Below are 22,141 nucleotides of genomic sequence, written 5' to 3'. Positions count from 1 at the left end.
TCGTTGTCCGGTGGGACTTTTCGGGTGTTGTCACCCGCGTCGCAATGATATACGATTTCGGATACAACGCACCAGAGCACCGGCCCCGGTGCCCGTTCGCGCGAGGAGGCGCCCGTGACCGTTCCGCTCCGTCGGCCCGGAAAGATCATCGCGATCCACCTGAACTACATCTCCCGCGCGGATCAGCGCGGACGCCGCCCGGCCGCCCCCTCCTACTTCTTCAAACCGTCCAGCTCCGTGGCCGGCACGGACGGTGTCGTCGAGCGGCCCGCCGGCACCGAGCTGCTGGCGTTCGAGGGCGAGATCGCACTCATCGTCGGCACCGCCGCGCGGCACGTGTCGGTCGAGGACGCGTGGTCGCACGTCGCCGCGGTGACCGCCTCGAACGACCTCGGCCTGTACGACCTGCGCGCCAACGACAAGGGATCGAACGTGCGCTCCAAGGGCCGCGACGGGTACACCCCGCTCGGTCCGGAGCTGATCGACGCGGCCGCGGTGGACCCGTCGGCGCTGCGCGTGCGGGCCTGGGTCAACGGCGAGCTCAAGCAGGACGACACCACCGCGGGGCTGCTGTTCCCGCTCCCCCAGCTGGTCGCCGACCTGTCCCAGCACTTCACCCTGGAGCCCGGCGACGTCATCCTCACCGGCACGCCCGCCGGGTCGTCCGTGATCGTGCCCGGCGACGTCGTCGAGATCGAGGTGGACACGATCGCAGGCCCGCACCGCACATCGGGGCGGCTGCGCACCACGGTCGTCCAGGGCGAGGTCCCGTTCGATCCCGCCCTCGGCTCCCTCCCCGCCGTCGACGACGTCCAGCGCGAGGAGGCCTGGGGCTCCCGCGAGGCCGCCGGCCTCCCGGACCCTTCGACGGGCTCAGGGTCCGGAACCTCGGACGCTGAGGGTGTCGAAGCGTCCGCCCCTTCGACGGGCTCAGGGTCCGCCGGCCTGTCCCCCGCCCTCCGCGCGAAGCTGGAGGCCGCGCCCACGGCCGGGCTGTCCAGCCAGCTGCGCAAACGCGGGCTGCACTCCTGCTTCATCGACGGCGTCTCCGCGAACCTGCCCGGCGCCAAGATCGTCGGCACAGCGAAGACGCTGCGCTTCGTCCCCGCCCGCGAGGATCTCTTCAAGAGCCACGGCGGCGGCTACAACGCGCAGAAGCGCGCCTTCGACGCCGTGGCCGAGGGCGAGGTCATCGTCATCGAGGCCCGCGGGGAGTCCGGCACCGGCACCCTCGGCGACATCCTCGCCCTCCGCGCCAAGACCCGCGGCGCGGCCGGCGTCGTCACCGACGGCGGGGTGCGCGACTTCGACGCCGTCGCCGAGATCGGCCTCCCGGTGTTCTCCCGCGGCGCGCATCCGTCCGTCCTCGGCCGCCGCCACGTCCCGTGGGAGGTCGATGTCACGATCGCCTGCGGCGGCGCCACCGTGCAGCCCGGCGATGTGATCGTCGGCGACGGCGACGGCGTGATCGTGATCCCGGCGGATCTCGCCGAGGAGGTCGCCGACGAGGCGCTCGGGCAGGAGGAGGAGGACGCCTGGATCGCGGAGCAGGTGGCCGCCGGGCACCCGGTCGACGGCCTGTTCCCGATGAACGCCGAGTGGCGGGCGAAGTACGAGGCCGGCCGCGAGGAGCGGGGATGACGCTGACGCGCGAGGGGAGCAAGTCGGAGCAGGCGTACGCCTGGATCCGCGCGCGCATCGCCTCGCACGCGTTCGGGCCCGGGTACCGGCTGGTGCTCGGCTCGATCGCCGACGAACTCGGCATGAGCGTGGTGCCCGTGCGCGAGGCGATCCGCCGTCTCGAGGCGGAGGGCCTGGTCACCTTCGAGCGCAACGTCGGCGCCCGCGTCTCCCTCGTCGACGAGAGCGAGTACGCGCACACCATGCAGACCCTGGGCCTGGTGGAGGGGGCGGCGACCGCGCTGTCCGCACCGTTCCTCGACGAGGACGCCCTGGCCCGCGCCGAGCGGATCAACGACCGGATGACCCGCCTCCTCGAGCACTTCGACGCGCACGCCTTCACGAACCTGAACCGCGACTTCCACTCGGTGCTCTTCGAGCCGTGCCCGAACCCGCATCTGCTCGACCTCGTGCACCGCGGCTGGGCGCGCCTGTCCGGCATCCGCGACACCACGTTCGCGTTCGTGCCCGGACGCGCCCGCCACTCCGTCGAGGAGCACACCCGCATCCTCGAGCTGATCCGCACCCACGCCGACCCGCTCGAGATCGAGCTGGCGGCCCGAAACCACCGCTGGCGCACGATGGACGCGTTCCTCAACGCCCGGCATCCCGAATCCACACCCACCAGAGAAGGACGATGATGACCGACGTGTACGTCCCGGCAGACCTGCCCGAGAAGATCCAGCACTACATCGACGGCGAGTTCGTCGACTCCGCCGACGGCGACACCTTCGAGGTGCTCAACCCCGTCACCAACGAGACCTACGTCCGCGCGGCGGCCGGCAAGAAGGCCGACATCGATCGCGCCGTGGCGGCGGCGAAGCGCGCGTTCCAGGAGGGCCCGTGGCCGCGGATGCTGCCGCGCGAGCGCTCCCGCGTGCTGCATCGCATCGCCGACATCGTGGAGTCGCGGGACGCCCGCCTGGCCGAGCTGGAGTCCTTCGACTCGGGCCTGCCGATCACGCAGGCCCTCGGGCAGGCGCGCCGCGCCGCGGAGAACTTCCGCTTCTTCGCGGACCTCATCGTCGCGCAGGCCGACGACGCCTTCAAGGTGCCCGGCAAGCAGATGAACTACGTCAACCGCAAGCCGATCGGCGTCGCGGGCCTGATCACGCCGTGGAACACCCCGTTCATGCTCGAGTCGTGGAAGCTGGGCCCGGCCCTGGCCACCGGCAACACGGTGGTGCTCAAGCCCGCCGAGTTCACCCCGCTCTCGGCATCCCTCTGGGCCGGCATCTTCGAGGAGGCCGGGCTCCCCCAAGGCGTGTTCAACCTCGTCAACGGGCTCGGCGAGGACGCCGGGGACGCCCTGGTGAAGCATCCGGACGTCCCGCTGATCTCCTTCACCGGCGAGAGCCGCACCGGGCAGATCATCTTCGGCAACGCGGCACCGTTCCTGAAGGGCCTGTCGATGGAGCTCGGCGGCAAGAGCCCGGCCGTCGTCTTCGCCGACGCCGACCTCGACGTGGCGATCGACGCGTGCATCTTCGGCGTGTTCTCTCTCAACGGCGAGCGCTGCACCGCCGGCTCCCGCATCCTCGTCGAGCGGTCGGTGTACGACGAGTTCGTCGAGCGCTACGCCGCGCAGGCGGGGCGCGTCAAGGTCGGGCACCCGCACGACCCGGCCACCGAGGTCGGCGCGCTGGTGCACCCCGAGCACTACGACAAGGTGATGAGCTACACCGAGATCGGCAAGACGGAGGGCCGTCTCGTCGCCGGCGGCGGCCGGCCGGAGGGCTTCCCGACCGGCAACTACGTCGCCCCGACCGTGTTCGCCGACGTCTCCCCGGACGCGCGCATCTTCCAGGAGGAGATCTTCGGGCCCGTCGTCGCGATCACCCCGTTCGACACCGAGGAGGAGGCGCTCGCCCTCGCCAACAACACCAGGTACGGTCTCGCCGCCTACATCTGGACCAACGACCTCAAGCGCGCGCACAACTTCGCGCAGGCGGTCGAGGCCGGCATGGTGTGGCTGAACAGCAACAACGTGCGCGACCTGCGCACCCCGTTCGGCGGCGTGAAGGCATCCGGCCTGGGACACGAGGGCGGCTACCGCTCGATCGACTTCTACACCGACCAGCAGAGCGTGCACATCACGCTCGGCGCCCCGCACAACCCCACGTTCGGCAAGCAGGACGTCCACGAGCCCACGGACCTGGACGACCCCGACCCCCGCTGACGCACAAAGCAACGAGCAAGGACGCTGACATGACCAACCGCGACGACATGACCCTCACCTCCTCCGGCTTCTACGTGAGCCAGGAGGCGCCGATCCACCCCGACAACCCCACCCCGACGCCCAAGTCGACCCCGCCGGACGTGCTGCGCTGCGCGTACATGGAGCTGGTGGTCACCGACCTCGCGGCATCCCGCGAGTTCTACGTCGACATCCTCGGGCTGTACGTCACCGAGGAGGACGACGAGGCGATCTACCTGCGCTCGACGGAAGAGTTCATCCACCACAACCTGGTGCTGCGCAAGGGCCCGATCGCGGCCGTCGCCGCGTTCTCGTACCGGGTGCGGACTCCGCAGGACCTGGACCGCGCCGTCGAGTTCTACACCGAGCTCGGCTGCGACGTCCGCCGCAACCCCGACGGCTTCGTCAAGGGCATCGGCGACTCGGTGCGCGTGGTCGACCCGCTCGGCTTCCCGTACGAGTTCTTCCACTCGACCCAGCACGTGGAGCGGATGTCGTGGCGCTACGACCTGCACAAGCCCGGGGAGCTGGTCCGCCTCGACCACTTCAACCAGGTCACCCCCGACGTGCCGCGCGCGGTGAAGTTCATGCAGGACCTCGGCTTCCGTGTCACGGAGGACATCCAGGACGAGGAGGGCACGGTGTACGCGGCGTGGATGCGCCGCAAGCCCACCGTGCACGACACCGCGATGACCGGCGGCGACGGCCCGCGCATGCACCACGTGTGCTTCGCGACGCACGAGAAGCACAACATCCTCGCGATCTGCGACAAGCTCGGTGCGCTGCGCCGGTCGGATGCCATCGAGCGCGGTCCCGGCCGCCACGGCGTCTCGAACGCGTTCTACCTGTACCTGCGCGACCCGGATGGGCACCGCGTCGAGGTGTACACGCAGGACTACTACACCGGCGACCCGGACAACCCGGTGATCACCTGGGACGTGCACGACAACCAGCGCCGCGACTGGTGGGGCAACCCGGTGGTGCCGTCGTGGTACACGGATGCCTCGCTCGTGCTCGACCTGGACGGGAACCCGCAGCCGGTGCTCGCCCGCACCGACTCCTCGGAGATGGCGGTGACGATCGGCGCCGACGGGTTCTCCTACACCCGCCCGGACGAGGGCGAGGCGTCCATGCCGGAGTGGAAGCAGGGCGAGTACAAGCTGGGTCACCAGCTCTGACCCGGGCGCTCTGACCCCCGGGCGTCTGACCCCCGGGCGTCTGACCCCCGGGCGTCTGTTTGTGCCGGGAGAACGCGGAACACTGACACAGGAGGAACGGATGCTGTCGCAAGAGACGATCGCGCAGCTGGCGGCGGAGCTCGCCGAGGCCGACCGCACGCACGGCGTGATCCCCCGGATCACCGCCCGGTACCCAGAGGCCACGGTCGAGGACTCGTACGCCATCCAGGGCGTCTGGCGCGACGCGCAGATCGCGGCCGGCCGCCGCCTGGTCGGCCGCAAGATCGGCCTGACCTCGAAGGCGATGCAGCAGGCGACCGGGATCACTGAGCCGGATTACGGCGTGATGTTCGACGACACCGTGTACGAGTCCGGGGCGGAGATCCCGGTGGAGCACTTCTCCAACGTGCGAATCGAGGTCGAGCTGGCGTTCGTGCTGAAGCAGCCGCTCGAGGGTCCGGACTGCACCCTGGAGGACGCCCTCGCCGCGATCGACTACGCGGTGCCCGCGCTCGAGGTGCTGAACTCGCACATCGAGCTGGAGGGCCGCACGATCGTCGACACGATCGCCGACAACGCCGCCTACGGCGCCATGGTGCTCGGCTCGGAGCGCAGGCGGCCGGACGAGATCGACCTGCGCTGGGTGCCCGGCGTGCTGTCCAAGAACGGCGAGATCGAGGAGACCGGGGTCGCGGCGGGCGTACTCGGGCACCCGGCGACCGGCGTGGCGTGGCTGGCGAACAAGTTCCACCAGCACGGCGCGCGGCTGGAGGCCGGGGAGATCATCCTGGCAGGATCGTTCACGCGCCCGATGTGGGTGTCGCGCGGAGACCGCGTGCTGTGCGACTACCGCGAGATGGGGACCATCGAATGCCGCTTCGTCTAGAGCCCACCTTCCGCGACCGTCTGGCCGACGCCGACCGCGCGCTGATCGGCATGTGGCTGAGCACCGGGTCCCCGCTGCTGGCGGAGATCTGCGCCGGGTCGGGGATCGACTGGCTCCTGATCGACATGGAGCACGGACCGAACACCATCACCACGGTGCAGCAGCAGCTGCAGGTGATCGCCGCGTATCGGGTGCCGGCGATCGTGCGGGTGCCGTTCAACGACCCCGTGGTGATCAAGCAGGTGCTCGACACCGGTGCGCAGAACGTGCTGGTGCCGATGGTCGCCTCGCCGGAGGAGGCGCGAGCCGCCGTCGCCGCCGTGCGCTACCCGCCGGCGGGCATCCGCGGGGTCGGGTCGGCGCTGGCGCGCAGCGGCCGCTGGGGCCGGGTGGAGCGCTACGTGCAGGATGCCGCGGAGCACGTGTCGCTGTTCGTGCAGGTCGAATCCGGCGCGGCCGTGGAGGCGGCCGCCGAGATCGCGGCTGTGGACGGCGTGGACGGCGTGCTCGTCGGACCGGCGGACCTCGCGGCGTCGATGGGTCTCCCCGGGCAGCAGTCGCACCCGGAGGTGCTCGCCGCCGTCCGACGGGTCTTCGAGGCGGTGACGGATGCCGGCAAGAAGGTGGGCGTGAACGCCTTCGATCCCGCCACCGCGGACGCGTACCTCGCCGACGGCGCGCACTTCCTCTCGGCGAGCGCGGACGTCACCATCCTCGCCCGCGGGTCGGAGGCGCTGGCGGCACGGTTCATCAAGAGGTCGGGCGATACGGCCGCCGAGACGTACTGATTTCGCGGCGACCCGGGCCGCCAGGGCCACCGCGACGTCCTGACACCGCGTCCGGCATGTGCTGACACGCCGTCTGGACCTCGGTCGGCACGCAGACGCTCGCCTACCACAACTACGACGCGAAGGGCGGCGGCAGCTTCACCATCCGCCTCGCGCTCTGCGACGGCGTGCCCGCGTGCGAGGAGGAGCGGGCGGATGCCGACGCCACCGCCTCCGTGGTCCGCAACGCCATCTCGGTGACGCCGATCGGCTGGGACCGCACGTACGGCTACAAGGAGGATGGTCAGCGCGAGCTCGCGAAGATCGAGAGCTTCGTCGAGCACGACGCCCCGCGTCCGTGACGGGGTGCGGATGCCGGAGCGCCACGGCCTCCGGCATCCGCGCACCCGTCCGCGGCGCGAGGCACAGCCGCATCCGCCCTCCCCGCGTCCGCAGCTGCCACGTGGAGGGGATTCATGGCGACACTGGTAAGACTGAAGGCATGACCTTCGCAGACCTGACCTCGCTCGCGGACCGCGCCGCGCTGTTCACGGCCCTCCGGCAGGATCAGCTCGCCGCCGCCACCGAGGCGCTCGGCGAGCACCGCTGGGACGTGGACCTCGCCGCGGGCCGCTTCACGTTCACCGCCGAGTCGGATGCCGGCCGCACCCTCACCGCGCGCCCGCACCTGGTCGCGTCGATCGCGCCGGGACCGCGCTCGCTGATGTGGGCCTGGGCGCTGCCGCAGGGCGACCCGTCCGGCGTCGCCACGCGCCTGCGGGAGTACGGCGAGCAGCACGGCATCCCGGAGCTCACCCAGGGCGAGGTGCCGTTCCCCGAGGACACCGGGGACGACCTCCAGGAGTGGATCACCGGTTTCGCGCACGTCATCGGCGGGGTCGCCGTCGAGCTGAGCGGCCTCTCCCCCTACTACACGGCATCGACCGGCGGATCGCGCGTCGTGCTGCTCCTGGACGCCCCGCTCGAGCCGCTCACCGTGTCCGCCGCGGCCAGCGCGCTCCCCCGCATCCTGACCGGGCTGGCGCTGCCGGATGCGCGCACCTCGGTGTGGGATCTCGCCCGGTTGGCATCCTGGCAGCTGGAATGGGCGGATGCGGACTACTCGGCCGCGACCGTGACGGATGCCTCGGGCTCGGCCACGTTCTCCTTCGACGAGTACGCCCGCATCACCGACATCCGGAGCCGGCTCGGCGGCTGACCGGCAAGGGCCCCGGTTCGGGTCAGGCCGCGTTCGCCGCCCGCTCCGCGGCCTCGACGACGTTCGTCATCAGCAGCGCCACGGTCATCGGCCCCACCCCGCCCGGGTTGGGCGAGATCCAGCCGGCCACCTCCGCCACATCCGGATGCACGTCGCCGAAGACCTTCGACTTCCCGGTCTCCGGGTCGTCCTCGCGGGTCACGCCGACGTCGAGCACGGCGGCCCCGGGCTTGACGTCCTCCGGGCGGATGAGGTGCTTCACGCCCGCACCGGCGACGATGACGTCGGCCTGGCGGAGGTAGGGGGACATGTCCGGCGTGCCGGTGTGCACCTGGGTCACCGTGGCGTTGATGGCGCGCCGCGTCAGCAGCAGACCCATCGGGCGCCCGATCGTCACGCCGCGGCCGACGACCACGACGTGCTTGCCGGCGAGGTCGTAGTCGTTGCGCAGCAGCAGCTCGATCACGCCGCGCGGGGTGCACGGCAGCGGCGTGTGGATCGGCCCGTTCACGTTGAGCACGAGCCGGCCCAGGTTCGTCGGATGCAGCCCGTCGGCGTCCTTGGCGGGGTCGATCCGCTCCAGGATCGCGTCGGTGTCGATGTGCTTCGGCAGCGGCAGCTGCACGATGTAGCCGTGGCAGGCCGGGTCGGCGTTCAGCTCGTCGATCAGCGCCTCGACGTCGGCCTGCGTGGCATCCGCCGGCAGCTCGCGCTGGATCGAGTTCATCCCGATCGCCTCGGACTGGCGGTGCTTCATGCCGACGTACAGCTGGGATGCGGGGTCGGCGCCGACGAGCACCGTGGCGATGCCGGGGACGATCCCCCGCTCCTTCAGCGCCGCGACCCGCTCGGTGAGCTCGGCCCGGATGGCGGCGGCCGCCGCCTTGCCGTCGAGGATCTGTGCCGTCATGTCGTTCCCTTCAGCGAGACTTCCCTTTCTGCACGAGACACGACGAGCGGCGTGCCGTCTCGTGCGGAAGGAGAAGTCTCAGCGCGTGCGGATGCTGCGGAGGCGGTCTTACTGGGCCAGGCCGGGGTACAGCGGGAAGGCCGCGGCGAGCGCATCCACGCGGGCGCGCAGCGCCTCGACGTCGGCGCCCGGCTGCAGGGCGAGGGCGATGACGTCGGCGACCTCGGTGAACTCGGCGTCCCCGAAGCCCCGGGTGGCCAGCGCCGGGGTGCCGATGCGCAGCCCCGAGGTGACCATCGGCGGGCGCGGGTCGTTCGGCACGGCGTTGCGGTTCACCGTGATGTGGATCTCGTGCAGCAGGTCCTCGGCCTGCTTGCCGTCGATCTCGGCGTCGCGCAGGTCGACGAGCACGAGGTGCACGTCGGTGCCGCCGGAGCGGACGGCGATGCCGGCATCCTTCACGTCCTGCTGCGACAGCCGGTCCGCGATGATCGCGGCCCCGCGCAGCACCCGCTCCTGGCGCTCCTTGAACTCCGGGGTCCCGGCGAGCTTGAACGCGGTCGCCTTGGCGGCGATGACGTGCATGAGCGGCCCGCCCTGCTGGCCCGGGAACACGGCCGAGTTGATCTTCTTCGCGATCTCGGCGTCGTTGGTGAGGATGAAGCCGGAGCGGGGGCCGCCGATCGTCTTGTGCACCGTGGAGGAGACCACGTGCGCGTGCGGCACCGGGTTCGGGTGCAGCCCGGCGGCGACGAGCCCGGCGAAGTGCGCCATGTCCACCCACAGCAGGGCGCCCACCTCATCGGCGATCTCGCGGAACTTCGCGAAGTCGAGCTGACGCGGGTACGCCGACCAGCCGGCGATGATGACCTTCGGCTTGTGATCGAGGGCGAGGCGGCGCACCTCGTCCATGTCGATGGTCGAGGTCTCCGGGTCGACGCCGTAGGCCACGATGTCGTACAGCCGGCCGGAGAAGTTGATCTTCATGCCGTGCGTGAGGTGGCCGCCCTGGTCGAGCGAGAGGCCGAGCAGCGTGTCGCCGGGACGGGCGATGGCGTGCAGCACGGCGGCGTTGGCGGTCGCGCCGGAGTGCGGCTGCACGTTCGCGAACTCCGCCCCGAACAGCTCCTTGGCACGGGCGATCGCCAGCTCCTCGGCGACGTCGACCTCCTCGCAGCCGCCGTAGTAGCGGCGGCCGGGGTAGCCCTCGGCGTACTTGTTCGTGAGCACCGAGCCCTGCGCCTGCAGCACGGAGACGGGCACGAAGTTCTCGGACGCGATCATCTCGAGGAACGTCTGCTGGCGCTTCAGCTCGCGGTCGAGGACCTCGGCGATCTCGGGGTCGACCTCGGCGAGCGGCGCGTTGAAGTACGGGTCGGTCATGGCGTTCTCCTCTGATGTCAGAAGGCGGGTTGCTGTCCGCGGCAGCGGACGTGACGAAGCTCTCATCGGCCCAGGCGCGCGGTCGATTTCCGTTCGGGTCGCTCCCCGGTGGTGACCCACCCAGACGCCAGTCGCGACGCAGGAAAGCATAGCGGAACGGGCTCGGCGGTCGTCACCGGAAGACGCGCGCGGACCGTCCCAGCTCGGCGGCCAGGGACAGGATGTCCTCCGCCTGGGACGCGCGGACCACGACGAGCGGGCAGGCGTCGGGCTCCTCCTGGAGGTACAGCAGCCGCAGTCCGGACGGGGCGAGCAGCTCGTCCGCGCGCGCGATCGCGGCGGGCAGGTCGCCGTCCACGTCGCCGATCTCGTCGAGGTCGACGCCGGAGCGGATCGCGCGCGGCACCCCGGACAGCGCCTCGGCGAGCTCGATCCCGGTGTCGTCGCGGTCCATGTACGCCAGTGCGCCGGCGTCATCCAGCCCGTCGATCAGCACCAGCCATGGGTCGACGTCCTCCGGCGAGGCGATGCCGCGCGTGTGGAGCGCGTCCGCGTGCGCGTCGACGTAGCCGTCCGGGTCGGCCACCGCCAGGCGGACGTCCGCACGTAGCTCGGGGTCGTCGTCGAGCAGTTCACACAGCCGCTTCCAGGCGTCGATCCTGGTCTCGTCATCCACGGACCCATTCTCGCCCGGACGTCCCCGGCCGTCATCCTTGGCGCACGTCCCGCCGGCCGATAGGTTTTGTTCATAGTCTTTACGCATCCCCTTTCGCTGGTGCCGCTGCCCCGCTCCGCGACCGTGCAGGACGGGTGCGCCCGAAGCCGGGGACGTCGTGCTGCGGATCGAGGACGGCGGTCCGGCGGAGGGGCACCGGCTGACGGTCGCCGAACGCGCGGAGGTCGTCGGCGCGGATGCCGCGGGCCTGTTCTACGGCGTGCAGACGCTGCGGCAGCTGCTGCACGCAGACGGGCAGGAGCAGGATGCCTGGGGCGTACGGCGCGCGACGATCGAGGATGCGCCGCGGTTCGCCTACCGCGGCGTGATGCTCGACGTGGCCCGGCACTTCTTCCGCGTCGACGACGTCAAGGCCTTCATCGACCGCGTCAGCGCGCGAAGTTCAACCACCTGCACCTGCACCTCACCGACGACCAGGGCTGGCGCCTGCAGATCGACTCCTGGCCGCGGCTCACCGAGCGGGCCGCGGCGAGCTCCGTCGGCGGCGAGTCGGGCGGCTTCTACACGAAGGACGACTACCGCGAGATCCTCGCCCACGCCGCCGCCCGGCACATCACCGTGGTTCCCGAGATCGATCTGCCCGGGCACACCCACGCGGTCGGGGTGGCCTACCCGGAGCTCGTGGAGGAGCCGGTGCTGAGCGAGGATCTCGTGCGCAGCGCCGAGGCGCTCGGACAGGCGCTCCCCGCCGCCGGGGAGCCGTACACCGGCTGGGGCGTCGGGCACTCCAGCCTGCGCATCCGCACGGCGGACACCGAGCGCTTCGTCCGCGACGTGCTCTCCGAGCTCGCCGAGCTCACCCCGGGGCCGTGGCTGCACATCGGCGGCGACGAGGCGTTCGGCACCGACCCGGCCGATTTCGCGTCGTTCATGGCGCGCACGACCGCGCTGGTCGTCGAGCTCGGGAAGACACCGGTGGCCTGGCACGAGGCGGGCTCCGGCCCGGACATCGCGCCGGGGACGGTCGGCCAGTACTGGGGAAGCCGCACCCCGCAGGGCGCGCACGCCGCCGAGGCGTCGCGCTTCGTCGAGCGCGGCGGCCGGCTGATCATGTCGCCCTCGGACGCCGCGTACCTGGACATGAAGTACGACGAGCAGTTCCCGCTCGGGCTCTCCTGGGCGGGCGTGGTCGATGTGCGCACCGCCTACGACTGGGAGCCGACCGCGATCCTGCCGCTGCCGGCGGCCTCGGTGCTGGGCGTGGAGGCGCCGCTGTGGACCGAGACCGTGCGCGACCTGCGCGACGCCGACCGGCTGGTCTTCCCGCGCGTCGCCGCGATCGCGGAGATCGCCTGGTCACCCGCAGCGGCGACGGAGCGCACCTGGGAGTCGTTCCGGGAGCGGGTCGGGCGGCTCGCCCCGCTGTGGCAGTCTGAGGGCATCGATCACCACGCCGCCGAGGAGATCCCGTGGAGCAGCCGATGACCCCCGAGCGCCCGAACGAGCAGCCCCCCGGAGGTGCCGGCGACGCCGCAGGAGGGGCCGGCGACGCCGGGAATCCGGCGGCCGCCGCGGGCGTCACGACCGGGACGCGCGGCAGCCGGGTCATCCACTCCGCCCGGCTGGTGGACGGCGGCCGGGTGACCGAGGACGCGTGGGTGCGGATCGAGGACGGCGTCGTCGTGGCATCCGGCACCGGCGGAGACTGGGAGCCCGCCGACGAGGTCGTGGACGCGACCGCGGTCGCGGGACCGGACGCGCTCCTCACCCCCGGCTTCATCGACATCCACGGCCACGGCGGCGCGGGCGCCGCCTTCGACGACGGCCCCGAGGCGATCCGCACCGCCCGGGCCATGCACCGCGCGCACGGGACGACCCGCGCCGTGGTGTCGCTGGTCACGGCATCCGTCGACGACCTCGCCCGTCGCGTCGCCGAGATCGCCGACATGGTCGAGACGGACGCCGACATCCTCGGAAGCCACCTGGAGGGCCCGTTCCTCGACCCCGGTCACCACGGCGCACACGAGCCCACGCTGCTGCGCCACCCCGATCCCGACGACGTCCGCCTCCTCCTCGACGCCGGCCGCGGGACGGTACGCCAGGTCACGGTCGCCCCGGAGCTGCCGGGAGGACTGGACGCCGTCAGGCTGATCGTGCAGGCCGGGGCCGCCGCCGCGGTCGGGCATACGGATGCCGACGCCGCCACGGCGGTCGCCGCTTTCGAGGCGGGCGCGTCGATCCTCACGCACGCCTTCAACGCCATGCCCGGCATCCACCATCGCGCACCGGGCCCGGTGCTCGCGGCCGCCGCCGACCACCGGGTGGTGCTGGAGGGCATCGCCGACAACGTGCACCTGCATCCGCACGTCATCAAGCTGCTCTTCGACGCGGCTCCGGGGCGGGTCGCGCTCATCACGGATGCCATGGCCGCGGCCGGCAGCGCGGACGGCGCGTACGATCTCGGCGCGGTCACCGTGACGGTGACCGACGGCGTCGCCCGCGCCGACGACACGGGGTCGATCGCGGGGTCCACGCTCACCCAGGACGTCGCCCTGCGACGTGCGGTCGAGGCCGGCGTGGGGCTGGCGGATGCCGTCCGGGCGCTCACCGAGACGCCGGCCGCCGCGATCGGATTCGGCGGCACACTCGGCCGCCTCGCCCCCGGGTACGCCGGCGACGCCGTGCTGCTGGATGCGGCACTGGCCGTGCGCGGCGTCTGGGTGGGCACGCGCCCCGCCCGCTGAGACGCCTGCGGGCATCCGGAAGGCCTACCCGGAGACAGGGTGGAGGGCCGCCGCGCCTCCCCGACGCGTGCGGCCCTCCGCATCCCCAGTGTGAGCGGACCGGCCCGGAAGCTCCTCCCCCGAGGCACCGGGCCCGGCCCTCGCCGGTATCCCCACCGGCCCCGTCGTGACCGCATGCCACGGCTCGACGGGATCGCTCTACTGATGAGACGCGGCCCCGGCCGATTCATCACGCGAGTCCCGGAGATTTCTTTCCTCCCTCGCGTTCGGGGCGGATTCTCACCCTTGGGGCGGCACTCCGACGCCCCGAACGCAGGAATCCGCCCCGAACGGGGAAAGAGGTGGCCGACCGGAGGGAATCGAGGGAGAATGAGTCGATGCGCGTGATATTCCGGACCGTCACGCGTCTCTTCTTGTAAGGGCGCCATCGCGCCCGGCGACCGGAGGATGACTGTGCACGACGAGACCGCCGACGGGCCTGCGGATGCGGCCCTCGTGCTGCGCACCCGCTCGGGGGACGCCGGCGCGTTCGGCGAGCTCTGGCGGCGGCACTACCCGGCCGGCATCGCCGTCGCACGGTCGGTGACCTCGTCCATCGATCCGGACGACCTCGTGCAGGAGGCGTACGCCCGCATCTACCAGGCGATCCTGAAGGGCGGCGGGCCGAACGGCTCGTTCCGCGCCTACCTCTTCACCAGCATCCGCAACACCGCGGCCGCGTGGGGCCGTTCGCAGCGCGAGACCGCGATGGACGAGCTGGATGCCGTCCCCGATCCGCGCACCACCGACGAGGCCTCCCTCGAGGCCCTCGACCGCGGGCTGACCGCGCAGGCGTTCCGCAGTCTCCCCTCCCGCTGGCAGGAGGTGCTCTGGTACACCGAGATCGAGCAGATGAAGCCGGCGGAGGTCGCACCGCTGCTGGGCATGAAGCCGGGGGCGGTGTCGCAGCTGGCCTTCCGGGCGAGGGAGGGCCTGCGCGAGGCGTGGATCCAGGCGCACCTGCGCAGCGCGGCCCCCGGGTCCGACTGCCAGTGGACGATCGAGCGGCTGGGCGGATACTCCCGCGGCAATCTCGGCACGCGCGACCGCAAACGGCTCGAACAGCATCTGGAGGACTGCGCGCGCTGCATGATCGTGGCCGCCGAGGCCGAGGAGGTGTCGCGGCGGCTCGCGTTCGTGCTGCTGCCGCTGGTGCTGGGCACCGCGGGCGCCGGCGGCTATCTCGCCGCCCTGCAGGGCGGCGGCACCCCCATCGTCGCGCTGGCCGCGATGCCCTCGAGCGTCATCGAGGGCGCCGTGGTGGCCGGGACGGGAGCGACCGGGGCCGCCGGCGCGACCACGGGCGCCGTGGGCGCCGTGGCCTCGGGTTCCGTGCCCGCGGGTTCCGTGCCCGCGGGCACCGGTGCCGGAGGCGGCTCGGCGGGCGGCGGCTCGGCGGGCGGAGGCTCGGCGGGCGGAGGCTCGGCGGGAGGCGGATCCCCGCTCGGAGCGCTCAGCGGGATGGGTGCGCTCGTCGGGGCAGGCTCCGCGGCGCTCCTGGTCGCCGGGGTGGTCGCAGCGGTGGCGGTCGCACCCGGCATGATGAACGCGGCACCGGCGACCTCACCGCCCAACGCCGGGGAGGACGACCCGTCGTCGATCGCGTCCGAGGTCGCACCGGACTCGTCGATGGCGATGGACCAGCCGATCGTGATCGAGACGCCGCCGACCGCGCCGCCCCCCTCGTCGCCCCCTGCGGACGAGGCGCCGGAGCCCGCACCGCCGCCGGCGGCGCCCGTCGCTCCGCCCGCCGCTCCCCCGGCGCTCGCGGCTCCGCCGGTCGCGGCACCGCCGCCCGCGGACGAGCCCGCAGAGGAGGACCCCGCCGAGGACCCCGCCGAGGACCCGGGTGAGGATCCGGGCGAAGACCCCGGAGAGGACCCCGGCGAGGACCCGGGCGAGGACCCGGGCGAGGACCCGGGCCCCGAGCTGCCTGCCGGAACCCCCGAGGTCGGCGCCGCCCGTGTTGTCATCGACGTGCCGACCCGGGACGTGTACTTCGCCATCCCGGTCTCCGGCGCCGAGGGTGCGACCGTCGAGGCCGCCTACGTGGCCGGCGACGTGCTCGCCGACGACGTCGTGCTCGGCGACGACGGCCTGGGCGAGCTGCAGCTGCGCCCCACCTGGCGTCAGATGTGCGACGACGCGGAGATCGCCATCGCGTATGTCGCCGGCGACCTCACGGGCGAGCCGTTGCTCACGACTCTGCACGAACTCACCGACACCCGGCCGCCGCACGGTCTGTGCCGGCTGACCGCGGACGATCCCGCCGAGGACGCGCCCACGGACGAGGCCCTCCCGGCCGATGCCTCCGCGGCATCCGACGATCCCTCGCCCCTCGACGCCGCGACCGCAGAGCCGGCGACAGCGGAGCTGGCGACCACCGACCCCGTCACCGACCCGGAACCCGCTGACGCCCCGGCCTCCGATCCGCTCCCGAGCACGATCCCGGCGACCATCCTGGAGGACGACCCGGCGACCCTGGCGCTGGGCCCGGCCGCCGCCGCCGGATAGACCCTTCCGCCGCCGGATGGACCCTCCGGCCGCCGAATAGACTGGGAGCATGCCCCAGGAATCCGCCGCCGAACCGGGCGTGAACCGTCCGGCCATCGGCCCGCTCGACATCGTCCGCGCTCTCGTCCTGGTGGCGTCCCTGGCGATCCTCGCCCTCTGGGGCTTCGGCTCATGGCCGCTGCCGTGGAACGTCGTCGCCGGGCTGGGCGCACCGCTGCTGGTGCTCCTCGCCTGGGCGCTGTTCCTCTCCCCGCGGCCGGTGCTGCACCTGCATCCGTTCCTCCGCGCCGCCGTGGAGCTGCTCATCTACGCCGGCGTTACCCTCGCCCTGTGGTCGCTGGGCCTGGCCTGGGCCGGTCTCGCCTACGCCGTCGTCGCCGTCGTCACCGGGGTGCTCACCGGCCGGCGGGCACTGTCGTGAGCATCGTCGACCGGCTCCGCGCCGCCCTCGGCGAGGACGTCGTCGACACCAGCGCGGAGGCCCTCGAGAGCGCCCGCGCCGACCGCAGCGGCCATCGCGCCCCCGGACGTCCCCTCGCCGTCGTGCACGCGCGCTCCGTCGAGGACGTGCAGACGACCATGCGGCTGGCGACCGAGACCCGCACGCCGGTCGTGGTGCGCGGCGCGGGCACCGGGCTGGCCGGCGGCGCGAACGCCGGCACCGGCGAGCTCGTGCTCTCCACCGCGCGGATGACACGCATCCTCGAGGTGCGCCCCGACGACCTCATCGCCGTCGTCGAACCCGGCATCATCAACGCCGACCTGAACGCGCACCTCGCCGGCCACGGCGTGTGGTGGGCGCCCGACCCCGCCAGCCGCGACATCTCCACCGTCGGCGGCAACATCGCCACCGGCGCCGGCGGACTCCTGTGCGCCAAGTACGGCGTGGTCCGCGACGCCGTCCTCGGCGTCGACCTCGTCCTCGCCGACGGACGGATGCTGCGTCTGGGCCACCGCACGGTCAAGGGCGTCACCGGCCTCGACCTCACCTCCCTCGTGATCGGCTCCGAAGGCCGCCTCGGCGTCGTCGTCGGCGCGACGCTCAAGCTGCGCCGGCTGGTGGAGGGCGCGGTCTGCACGCTGATCGCCTCCTTCCCCACCGTCCGCGACGCCGCCGCCGCATCCGCCGCCGTCACGGCGTCCGGCGCGCAGCCGGCGATCATGGAGCTCATGGACCCCCGGAGCCTCAGCGCCGTGCATGCGCTGCTCGGGCTGCCGGCGCCTGCCGCAGGCGCCGCCCAGCTCACCCTGCAGACCGACACCCCCTCCGCTCGCGCCGACGCCGAGCGGATCGCGGCGGTGCTCGAGGCGGCCGGCGGCACGGTGACGCTCACCGACGACCCCGAGGAGTCGGAGCGGCTGCTGCGCATCCGCCGGTCGATGCACGCCGCCCTGGCGAGCCTGGGCACCTGCCTGATCGAGGACGTCGCCGTCCCGCGCAGCGCGATGCCGGCCATGTTCGACGAGATCGCGCGCATCGAGCAGGCCTACGGGGTGAGCATCCCCACCGTCGCGCACGCCGGCGACGGCAACCTGCACCCGAACTTCAACTTCGAGGGCGAGGAGGTGCCCGAGATCGTCTGGGAGGCGGCGGGCGAGCTGTTCCGCGCGGCCGTCCGACTCGGAGGCACGCTGACCGGCGAGCACGGCATCGGCACCCTGAAGAGCCGCTGGCTCGCCGAGGAGCTCGGCGAGGATCAGTGGCGGCTGCAGCGACAGATCGTGGAGGTGTTCGACCCGCTCGGCATCCTCAACCCGGGCAAGGTGTTCGCCGATGCCTGACATCCACGTCAGCGCGGCCGTGGTCGTCGACCGCGCCGGACGCGCCCTCGTCGTCCGCAAGCACGGCACGCGGCGGTTCATGCAGCCCGGCGGCAAGCCGGAGCCGGGCGAGACGCCCGCGCAGACCCTGATCCGCGAGCTGGACGAGGAGCTCGCGCTCACCGTCACCGAGGACGACCTGCGCCCGCTCGGCACCTTCGTCTCCACCGCCGCCAACGAGCCGGGTCATCGGGTCGTCGCCACCGCGTTCGCCGTCGCGGCCGAGCCGTCCGACGTCACGGTGCAGGCCGAGCTCGCGGAGCTGCGCTGGATCGGGCCCGACGAGGCGGATGCCGTCGAGCTGGCGCCCCTGAGCACCGAGCACCTGCTCCCGATCGCCTGGTCGCGCTGACCGGCGCGTGCACTTCGCTCACCCACGCGTGCGCGTCGCGTGACCTCCGCGTACGCCTCACGCGGAGAAGTGCGCTTCACGCGGACGGATGCCGGATTCCGGGCCGCGCGAAGCGCACAACACCGCGGCTGCGCCCGCCCGCGGCGCGGCTTCGGCACAGTGGCTGCGCCGGGCGGGCGCCGCACCCGGCCCGGCAGCGGAGCTCAGATGCCCTGCCAGGCAGGCTTGTTCGCGTACGTGTAGCGGTAGTAGTCGGCGAGCGTCAGCTTCGACGCGGCGGCCCAGCCCCTGCGTGATGCAGTGCCGGGGCACATCGTCGACGGAGTCGAAGAACCGGGCGTTGTCCTCGCGGGTCTGCTCGGTGAGGGTCTTCACGCGCGTGCGGGAGGCGAACGACGACCCGGGCTCGTTGAAGCCGATGTGCCCGTCCGTGCCGATGCCCAGCAGCTGCAGATCGACCCCGCCCGCCGCCGCGATCGCCGCCTCGTAGTCGTCGCCGGCCTGCTGGATGGTCTCCGCCGCGCCGTTCGGCACCTGCACCCGCCGCGGGTCGAGACCGAGCGGTTCGACCACCTCGCGGGCGATCACCGACCGGTAGCTCTCCGGATGCGCCGGGTCCAGCCCGACGTACTCGTCGAGCGCGAAGCCGCGAACCTGCGACACGTCGCGGCCGCGCAGCCGCTCCGCGAGCGCCCGGTACACCGGGAGCGGCGTCGACCCGGTGGCAAGGCCCAGGACGAGGTCCGGCTTCGCGTCGAGCAGGCGCACGATCTCGCCGGTGACGAGTTCGCCCGCCTCCGCGGGGTTGGCGACGATGACGACTTCAGCCATGAGCGGCGACCTCCAGTTCGGGGGCGAGGAACTCGATTCTCGCAGTGCGGCCCGTCGGGCGGATGCCCGGCAGGCGGATGCCCGCGCTGCGGACCATCAGGACACCCCCAGCTGCGCCGAGAGCACCATCACGGCCGCGCCGCGCAGCACGATGTCCACCTGCTGCGTACGGCGGATCACGACGTCCTCGAACACCCCCTCGAGGGTGCGCTCGTGCAGGGCGCCGGTCGCTGCGTCGACCAGGGCGCCGTCCAGCAGGTCCGCGGGGCCGGCCAGCACCACCTCGGACAGGTCGAGAGCCGCGACGATCGGGGCGATGCCGATCGCCAGCCGGGTGCCGGCGTCGCCCAGCACCTCCTCCCGGGCACCGGGCCGGGCGGCGATCTCCCGCTCCAGCCGCGTGACGCTCAGCCACGCCTCCAAGCACCCTTCCTTGCCGCAGACGCAGCGGGGTCCGCCGTCGGTGCCGACCACGACGTGACCGATCTCCCCCGCGGCGAAGCGGCTGCCGAGCAGCGGCTGGTTCGCCGTGATCAGCCCCGCTCCGACGCCGCGGCCGATCCGGATCAGCATCAGGTCCGCGTGCGCGTCGCCGAAGGTGTACTCGGCGAGCACGGCGGCGTTGGCGTCGTTCCGCACGATCACGGGCAGGTCGAGGTCCAGCGCCAGCCGGGCCTCCAGGGGGAACGAGTGCCAGCTGAGATCCGGCGCGCGGAGCACGACGCCGGCCGGGTCGACGACGCCCGGCGTGCCGACGCCGACCCCGAGCAGCGGCCGGGTGGAGGCCGCGACGAGTTCGCGGGCCAGGTCGACGGCGGCGCGGTAGGCGCTGTCCCCGTCCCGGTCCTCCGGGCGCGGCGCAGTGCGCCGCGCCACGACGTCGCCATCCAGGCTCATCACCGCGCCCTCGAAGGCCGCCGGGCCGGACAGGTCGAGCCCGAGGATCTGGTGCCCGCCGCGATCGATGTCGATGAGGATCGCCGGTTTGCCGGGTCCCGCACTCGCGCGCACGCCGATCTCGGTGATGATCCCGTCGGCGATGAACTCCCCGACCAGGTCGGAGATGGTGACGCGGGTCAGCCCGGTCTCCCGCGCCAGGTCCGCCCTGCTCATCGCCCCGCGGTGGTACAGCGTCTGCAGCACCAGGGCCCGGTTGTGTCCCCGCGCCTGTTCCGGCAGCACCTTCGCCCGGGAGCGGAGCCGCCGGCTCGCGCCGAAGGCGTGGGCCGGCGGGGCGATGGTCCCGGTGGGCGGGCGCGGCGCATCCGAATCAGGCATGTTTGTTAGTACATCTTACGAATGGGCGTCGGCGCAACCCGGCATCCGTTCCGCGCGCGTTACTGCCGCCTTCTGCCGCCGCCGCGAGGGCCGGCCGAACGGGAATGGCGAACTTTACCATCCCGTTATCTCCGTCCCGTACCATGAGGAGACACGGACACGCTGAACAAAGGGGGGTGAGTTCGTGACCGATCTGATCTCCGCACCGACCGCGGGCACGGACAGGACCGAGGTCCTGTCGACGAGCACGAACGAGACCACCCCGCCGGGTGACGGCGGCCGGCGCCTGGAGTGGGCGCCGATGGAGCCGGCACCGAAGAAGCGCCGCCTCGGCCTGTGGCTCGGTCCCGGGGCGGGCGCGCTGCTGCTCGCCGCCGGTGGCGCATCCACCCTGCTGATCGCGCCGGGCACCACCGTCGCCGGCATCCCGGTCGGCTGGATGACCCCGGGGATGGCCACGGAGGCGATCAGCGCCCACCTCGCACGCACCGAGGTGGTGCTCACCGGCACGGACGCGACCGTGAGCGGCGCCGATCTCGGCGCAAGCCTCGACGCTTCCGCCCTGGCGGAGCAGGCCTTCGCCGAGCGCCCGATGTGGAACGTGACCGCGTGGATGGGCGAGCCGATCGACGCGGAGATCACCCTCGACCCGGAGGCCGCCGAGCACACCCTGCGCGCCGCGCTGCCCGGAAGCTACGAGGCCGCGGTGGACGCCACCGTCGTGTTCGACCCGGCCGCCGGCGCGTACACCACGACCGCCTCGGAGCCCGGCACCGGCATCGATCTCGAGAAGCTCACCGCCGCGTTCGCGGACGCGACCGCCGCGGGCCAGACGTCCTTCGAGTTCCCCGGCGCGCCGACCGAGGCGCCTGCCGCGATCACCGACGAGGAGGCCGCCGAGACCGCGGCACAGCTGAACTCCATGCTCGCCTCGATCGGCTTCTACGTGGGCGAGGAGCGCACGGTGCCGATCGCGCCGGACGTCGCCGCGAGCTGGCTCTCCGTGGAGGCCGTGGACGGCGAGCTGGAGATCACCGCCGACGAGACCGCCATCCAGGCCGTCGTGGACACGCTCCCGGGCCTGGTCAACCGCGAGCCGGTGAACGCCAGGAACATCGTCGACTCCGACGGCACGGTGCTCAAGGAGCTCACGCCCGGTCAGGACGGACGCGTCCTCGGCGACACGTCGAACGCGGCGTCCGAGTTCGCCGCCCAGCTCAGCGCCGGAGACGCGGCGTATCCGCTCGCGGTCACCTCCACCCCGTTCGAGACCACCGCCCTGTTCCGCCGGATCGAGGTCGACCTCAGCGAGCAGCGCACCTACCTGTTCGAGAACGAGCAGCTCGTCCAGTCCTGGGCGATCTCCTCGGGCACGGCGGCCACGCCGACCGACACCGGGCACTTCAAGGTGTACGCGTACGTGCGCATCCAGGACATGCGCGGCACGAACGCCGATGGTTCGAAGTACGTCACCGAGGACGTGCCCTGGGTGTCGTACTACAACGGCGACGAGGCGTTCCACGGCACCTACTGGCACGACAACTTCGGCACCCCGATGAGCCACGGCTGCGTGAACATGACCTTCGACGCCGCCCAGTACGTCTACGAGTGGTCGACCATCGGCACGGAGGTCTGGGTCCACAACTAAGGTTCGAAACGTGGGAGG

Annotated in this window: 19 protein-coding genes, 2 pseudogenes and 1 riboswitch; of the genes and pseudogenes, 16 read left to right on the top strand and 5 right to left on the bottom strand. The window is 72.5% G+C overall.

Going from position 1 to position 22,141, the window contains the following annotated elements:
* The first annotated feature begins 114 nt into the window (after window positions 1-114).
* From JRG78_RS02765 to JRG78_RS02730, 8 genes are all read left to right on the top strand, one after another.
* Entirely contained in the window at window positions 115-1,641 is a 1,527-nt protein-coding gene (locus tag JRG78_RS02765; RefSeq protein WP_259607475.1) for a fumarylacetoacetate hydrolase family protein, read from the top strand.
* Window positions 1,638-2,321 carry a GntR family transcriptional regulator gene (locus JRG78_RS02760; RefSeq protein ID WP_259607474.1) on the top strand — a complete coding sequence of 228 codons (684 nt, stop codon included), beginning with the start codon at window positions 1,638-1,640 and terminating at the stop codon, window positions 2,319-2,321. The genes JRG78_RS02765 and JRG78_RS02760 overlap by 4 nt, the downstream gene beginning before the upstream one ends.
* The gene (gene hpaE / locus JRG78_RS02755) at window positions 2,321-3,859 is read left to right on the top strand and encodes a 5-carboxymethyl-2-hydroxymuconate semialdehyde dehydrogenase (protein WP_272653819.1); all 1,539 of its coding nucleotides are present in this window, start codon (window positions 2,321-2,323) and stop codon (window positions 3,857-3,859) included. Before JRG78_RS02760 ends, hpaE begins: the two co-directional genes overlap by 1 nt.
* A gap of 29 nt (window positions 3,860-3,888) precedes the next feature.
* Window positions 3,889-5,055, top strand: coding sequence for a 3,4-dihydroxyphenylacetate 2,3-dioxygenase (hpaD, locus tag JRG78_RS02750; protein ID WP_259607472.1), 1,167 nt, complete (start codon window positions 3,889-3,891; stop codon window positions 5,053-5,055).
* A gap of 100 nt (window positions 5,056-5,155) precedes the next feature.
* The gene (locus JRG78_RS02745) at window positions 5,156-5,941 is read left to right on the top strand and encodes a 2-keto-4-pentenoate hydratase (RefSeq protein ID WP_259607470.1); all 786 of its coding nucleotides are present in this window, start codon (window positions 5,156-5,158) and stop codon (window positions 5,939-5,941) included.
* Window positions 5,926-6,729 carry an HpcH/HpaI aldolase family protein gene (locus tag JRG78_RS02740; protein WP_259607468.1) on the top strand — a complete coding sequence of 268 codons (804 nt, stop codon included), beginning with the start codon at window positions 5,926-5,928 and terminating at the stop codon, window positions 6,727-6,729. The genes JRG78_RS02745 and JRG78_RS02740 overlap by 16 nt, the downstream gene beginning before the upstream one ends.
* Before the next feature lie 167 nt (window positions 6,730-6,896).
* Complete coding sequence (locus JRG78_RS02735) at window positions 6,897-7,070, top strand: hypothetical protein (RefSeq protein WP_259607466.1); 174 nt, start codon at window positions 6,897-6,899, stop codon at window positions 7,068-7,070.
* Between the two features lie 140 nt (window positions 7,071-7,210).
* Window positions 7,211-7,927: a DUF6882 domain-containing protein gene (locus JRG78_RS02730; RefSeq protein ID WP_259607464.1), complete on the top strand. Its 717-nt coding sequence runs from the start codon at window positions 7,211-7,213 to the stop codon at window positions 7,925-7,927.
* A gap of 22 nt (window positions 7,928-7,949) precedes the next feature.
* On the opposite strand, the gene JRG78_RS02725 is transcribed toward JRG78_RS02730, so the two are convergent.
* From JRG78_RS02725 to JRG78_RS02715, 3 genes are all read right to left on the bottom strand, one after another.
* A complete protein-coding gene (locus tag JRG78_RS02725; RefSeq protein ID WP_259607463.1) occupies window positions 7,950-8,837 on the bottom strand; it encodes a bifunctional methylenetetrahydrofolate dehydrogenase/methenyltetrahydrofolate cyclohydrolase in 888 nt (295 codons plus the stop codon).
* 108 nt (window positions 8,838-8,945) lie between these two features.
* A complete protein-coding gene (gene glyA, locus JRG78_RS02720; RefSeq protein WP_259607462.1) occupies window positions 8,946-10,220 on the bottom strand; it encodes a serine hydroxymethyltransferase in 1,275 nt (424 codons plus the stop codon).
* 61 nt (window positions 10,221-10,281) lie between these two features.
* Window positions 10,282-10,365: riboswitch (ZMP/ZTP riboswitch) on the bottom strand.
* 27 nt (window positions 10,366-10,392) lie between these two features.
* Window positions 10,393-10,896 carry a DUF6630 family protein gene (locus JRG78_RS02715; RefSeq protein WP_259607460.1) on the bottom strand — a complete coding sequence of 168 codons (504 nt, stop codon included), beginning with the start codon at window positions 10,894-10,896 and terminating at the stop codon, window positions 10,393-10,395.
* 157 nt (window positions 10,897-11,053) lie between these two features.
* On the opposite strand from JRG78_RS02715, the pseudogene JRG78_RS12660 reads away from it, so the two are divergent.
* The 7 genes and pseudogenes from JRG78_RS12660 to JRG78_RS02680 form a co-directional block, all read left to right on the top strand.
* Window positions 11,054-11,293: pseudogene (locus JRG78_RS12660) on the top strand (glycoside hydrolase family 20 zincin-like fold domain-containing protein); the annotation flags it as partial.
* Window positions 11,206-12,381, top strand: a complete 1,176-nt coding sequence (locus JRG78_RS02705; protein ID WP_259608247.1) for a family 20 glycosylhydrolase — start codon at window positions 11,206-11,208, stop codon at window positions 12,379-12,381. The pseudogene JRG78_RS12660 and the gene JRG78_RS02705, both read left to right, overlap by 88 nt.
* On the top strand, window positions 12,366-13,640 hold the full coding sequence (locus tag JRG78_RS02700; protein ID WP_259607458.1) for an N-acetylglucosamine-6-phosphate deacetylase: 1,275 nt from the start codon (window positions 12,366-12,368) through the stop codon (window positions 13,638-13,640). The genes JRG78_RS02705 and JRG78_RS02700 overlap by 16 nt, the downstream gene beginning before the upstream one ends.
* A 453-nt stretch (window positions 13,641-14,093) precedes the next feature.
* Entirely contained in the window at window positions 14,094-16,193 is a 2,100-nt protein-coding gene (locus tag JRG78_RS02695; RefSeq protein ID WP_259607456.1) for a sigma-70 family RNA polymerase sigma factor, read from the top strand.
* A gap of 49 nt (window positions 16,194-16,242) precedes the next feature.
* Entirely contained in the window at window positions 16,243-16,614 is a 372-nt protein-coding gene (locus tag JRG78_RS02690) for a YrdB family protein (protein WP_259607454.1), read from the top strand.
* Window positions 16,611-17,975, top strand: coding sequence for an FAD-binding oxidoreductase (locus JRG78_RS02685; protein WP_259607452.1), 1,365 nt, complete (start codon window positions 16,611-16,613; stop codon window positions 17,973-17,975). Before JRG78_RS02690 ends, JRG78_RS02685 begins: the two co-directional genes overlap by 4 nt.
* Window positions 17,968-18,366, top strand: a complete 399-nt coding sequence (locus tag JRG78_RS02680; RefSeq protein WP_259607450.1) for an NUDIX hydrolase — start codon at window positions 17,968-17,970, stop codon at window positions 18,364-18,366. Before JRG78_RS02685 ends, JRG78_RS02680 begins: the two co-directional genes overlap by 8 nt.
* Before the next feature lie 203 nt (window positions 18,367-18,569).
* On the opposite strand, the pseudogene JRG78_RS02675 reads toward JRG78_RS02680, so the two are convergent.
* Window positions 18,570-19,197, bottom strand: a pseudogene (locus JRG78_RS02675) (glucosamine-6-phosphate deaminase).
* Window positions 19,198-19,293: 96 nt separating this feature from the next.
* Window positions 19,294-20,475: an ROK family transcriptional regulator gene (locus tag JRG78_RS02670; RefSeq protein ID WP_259607448.1), complete on the bottom strand. Its 1,182-nt coding sequence runs from the start codon at window positions 20,473-20,475 to the stop codon at window positions 19,294-19,296.
* Window positions 20,476-20,659: 184 nt separating this feature from the next.
* On the opposite strand from JRG78_RS02670, the gene JRG78_RS02665 reads away from it, so the two are divergent.
* Window positions 20,660-22,123 carry a L,D-transpeptidase family protein gene (locus JRG78_RS02665; protein ID WP_259607447.1) on the top strand — a complete coding sequence of 488 codons (1,464 nt, stop codon included), beginning with the start codon at window positions 20,660-20,662 and terminating at the stop codon, window positions 22,121-22,123.
* Window positions 22,124-22,141 lie beyond the last annotated feature (18 nt).

Source organism: Microbacterium sp. EF45047 (assembly GCF_028472845.1).
GTDB lineage: Bacteria > Actinomycetota > Actinomycetes > Actinomycetales > Microbacteriaceae > Microbacterium > Microbacterium neungamense.
Note: the sequence above shows the minus strand (reverse complement) of the source record. Positions and strands in the feature narration are given on the sequence as shown.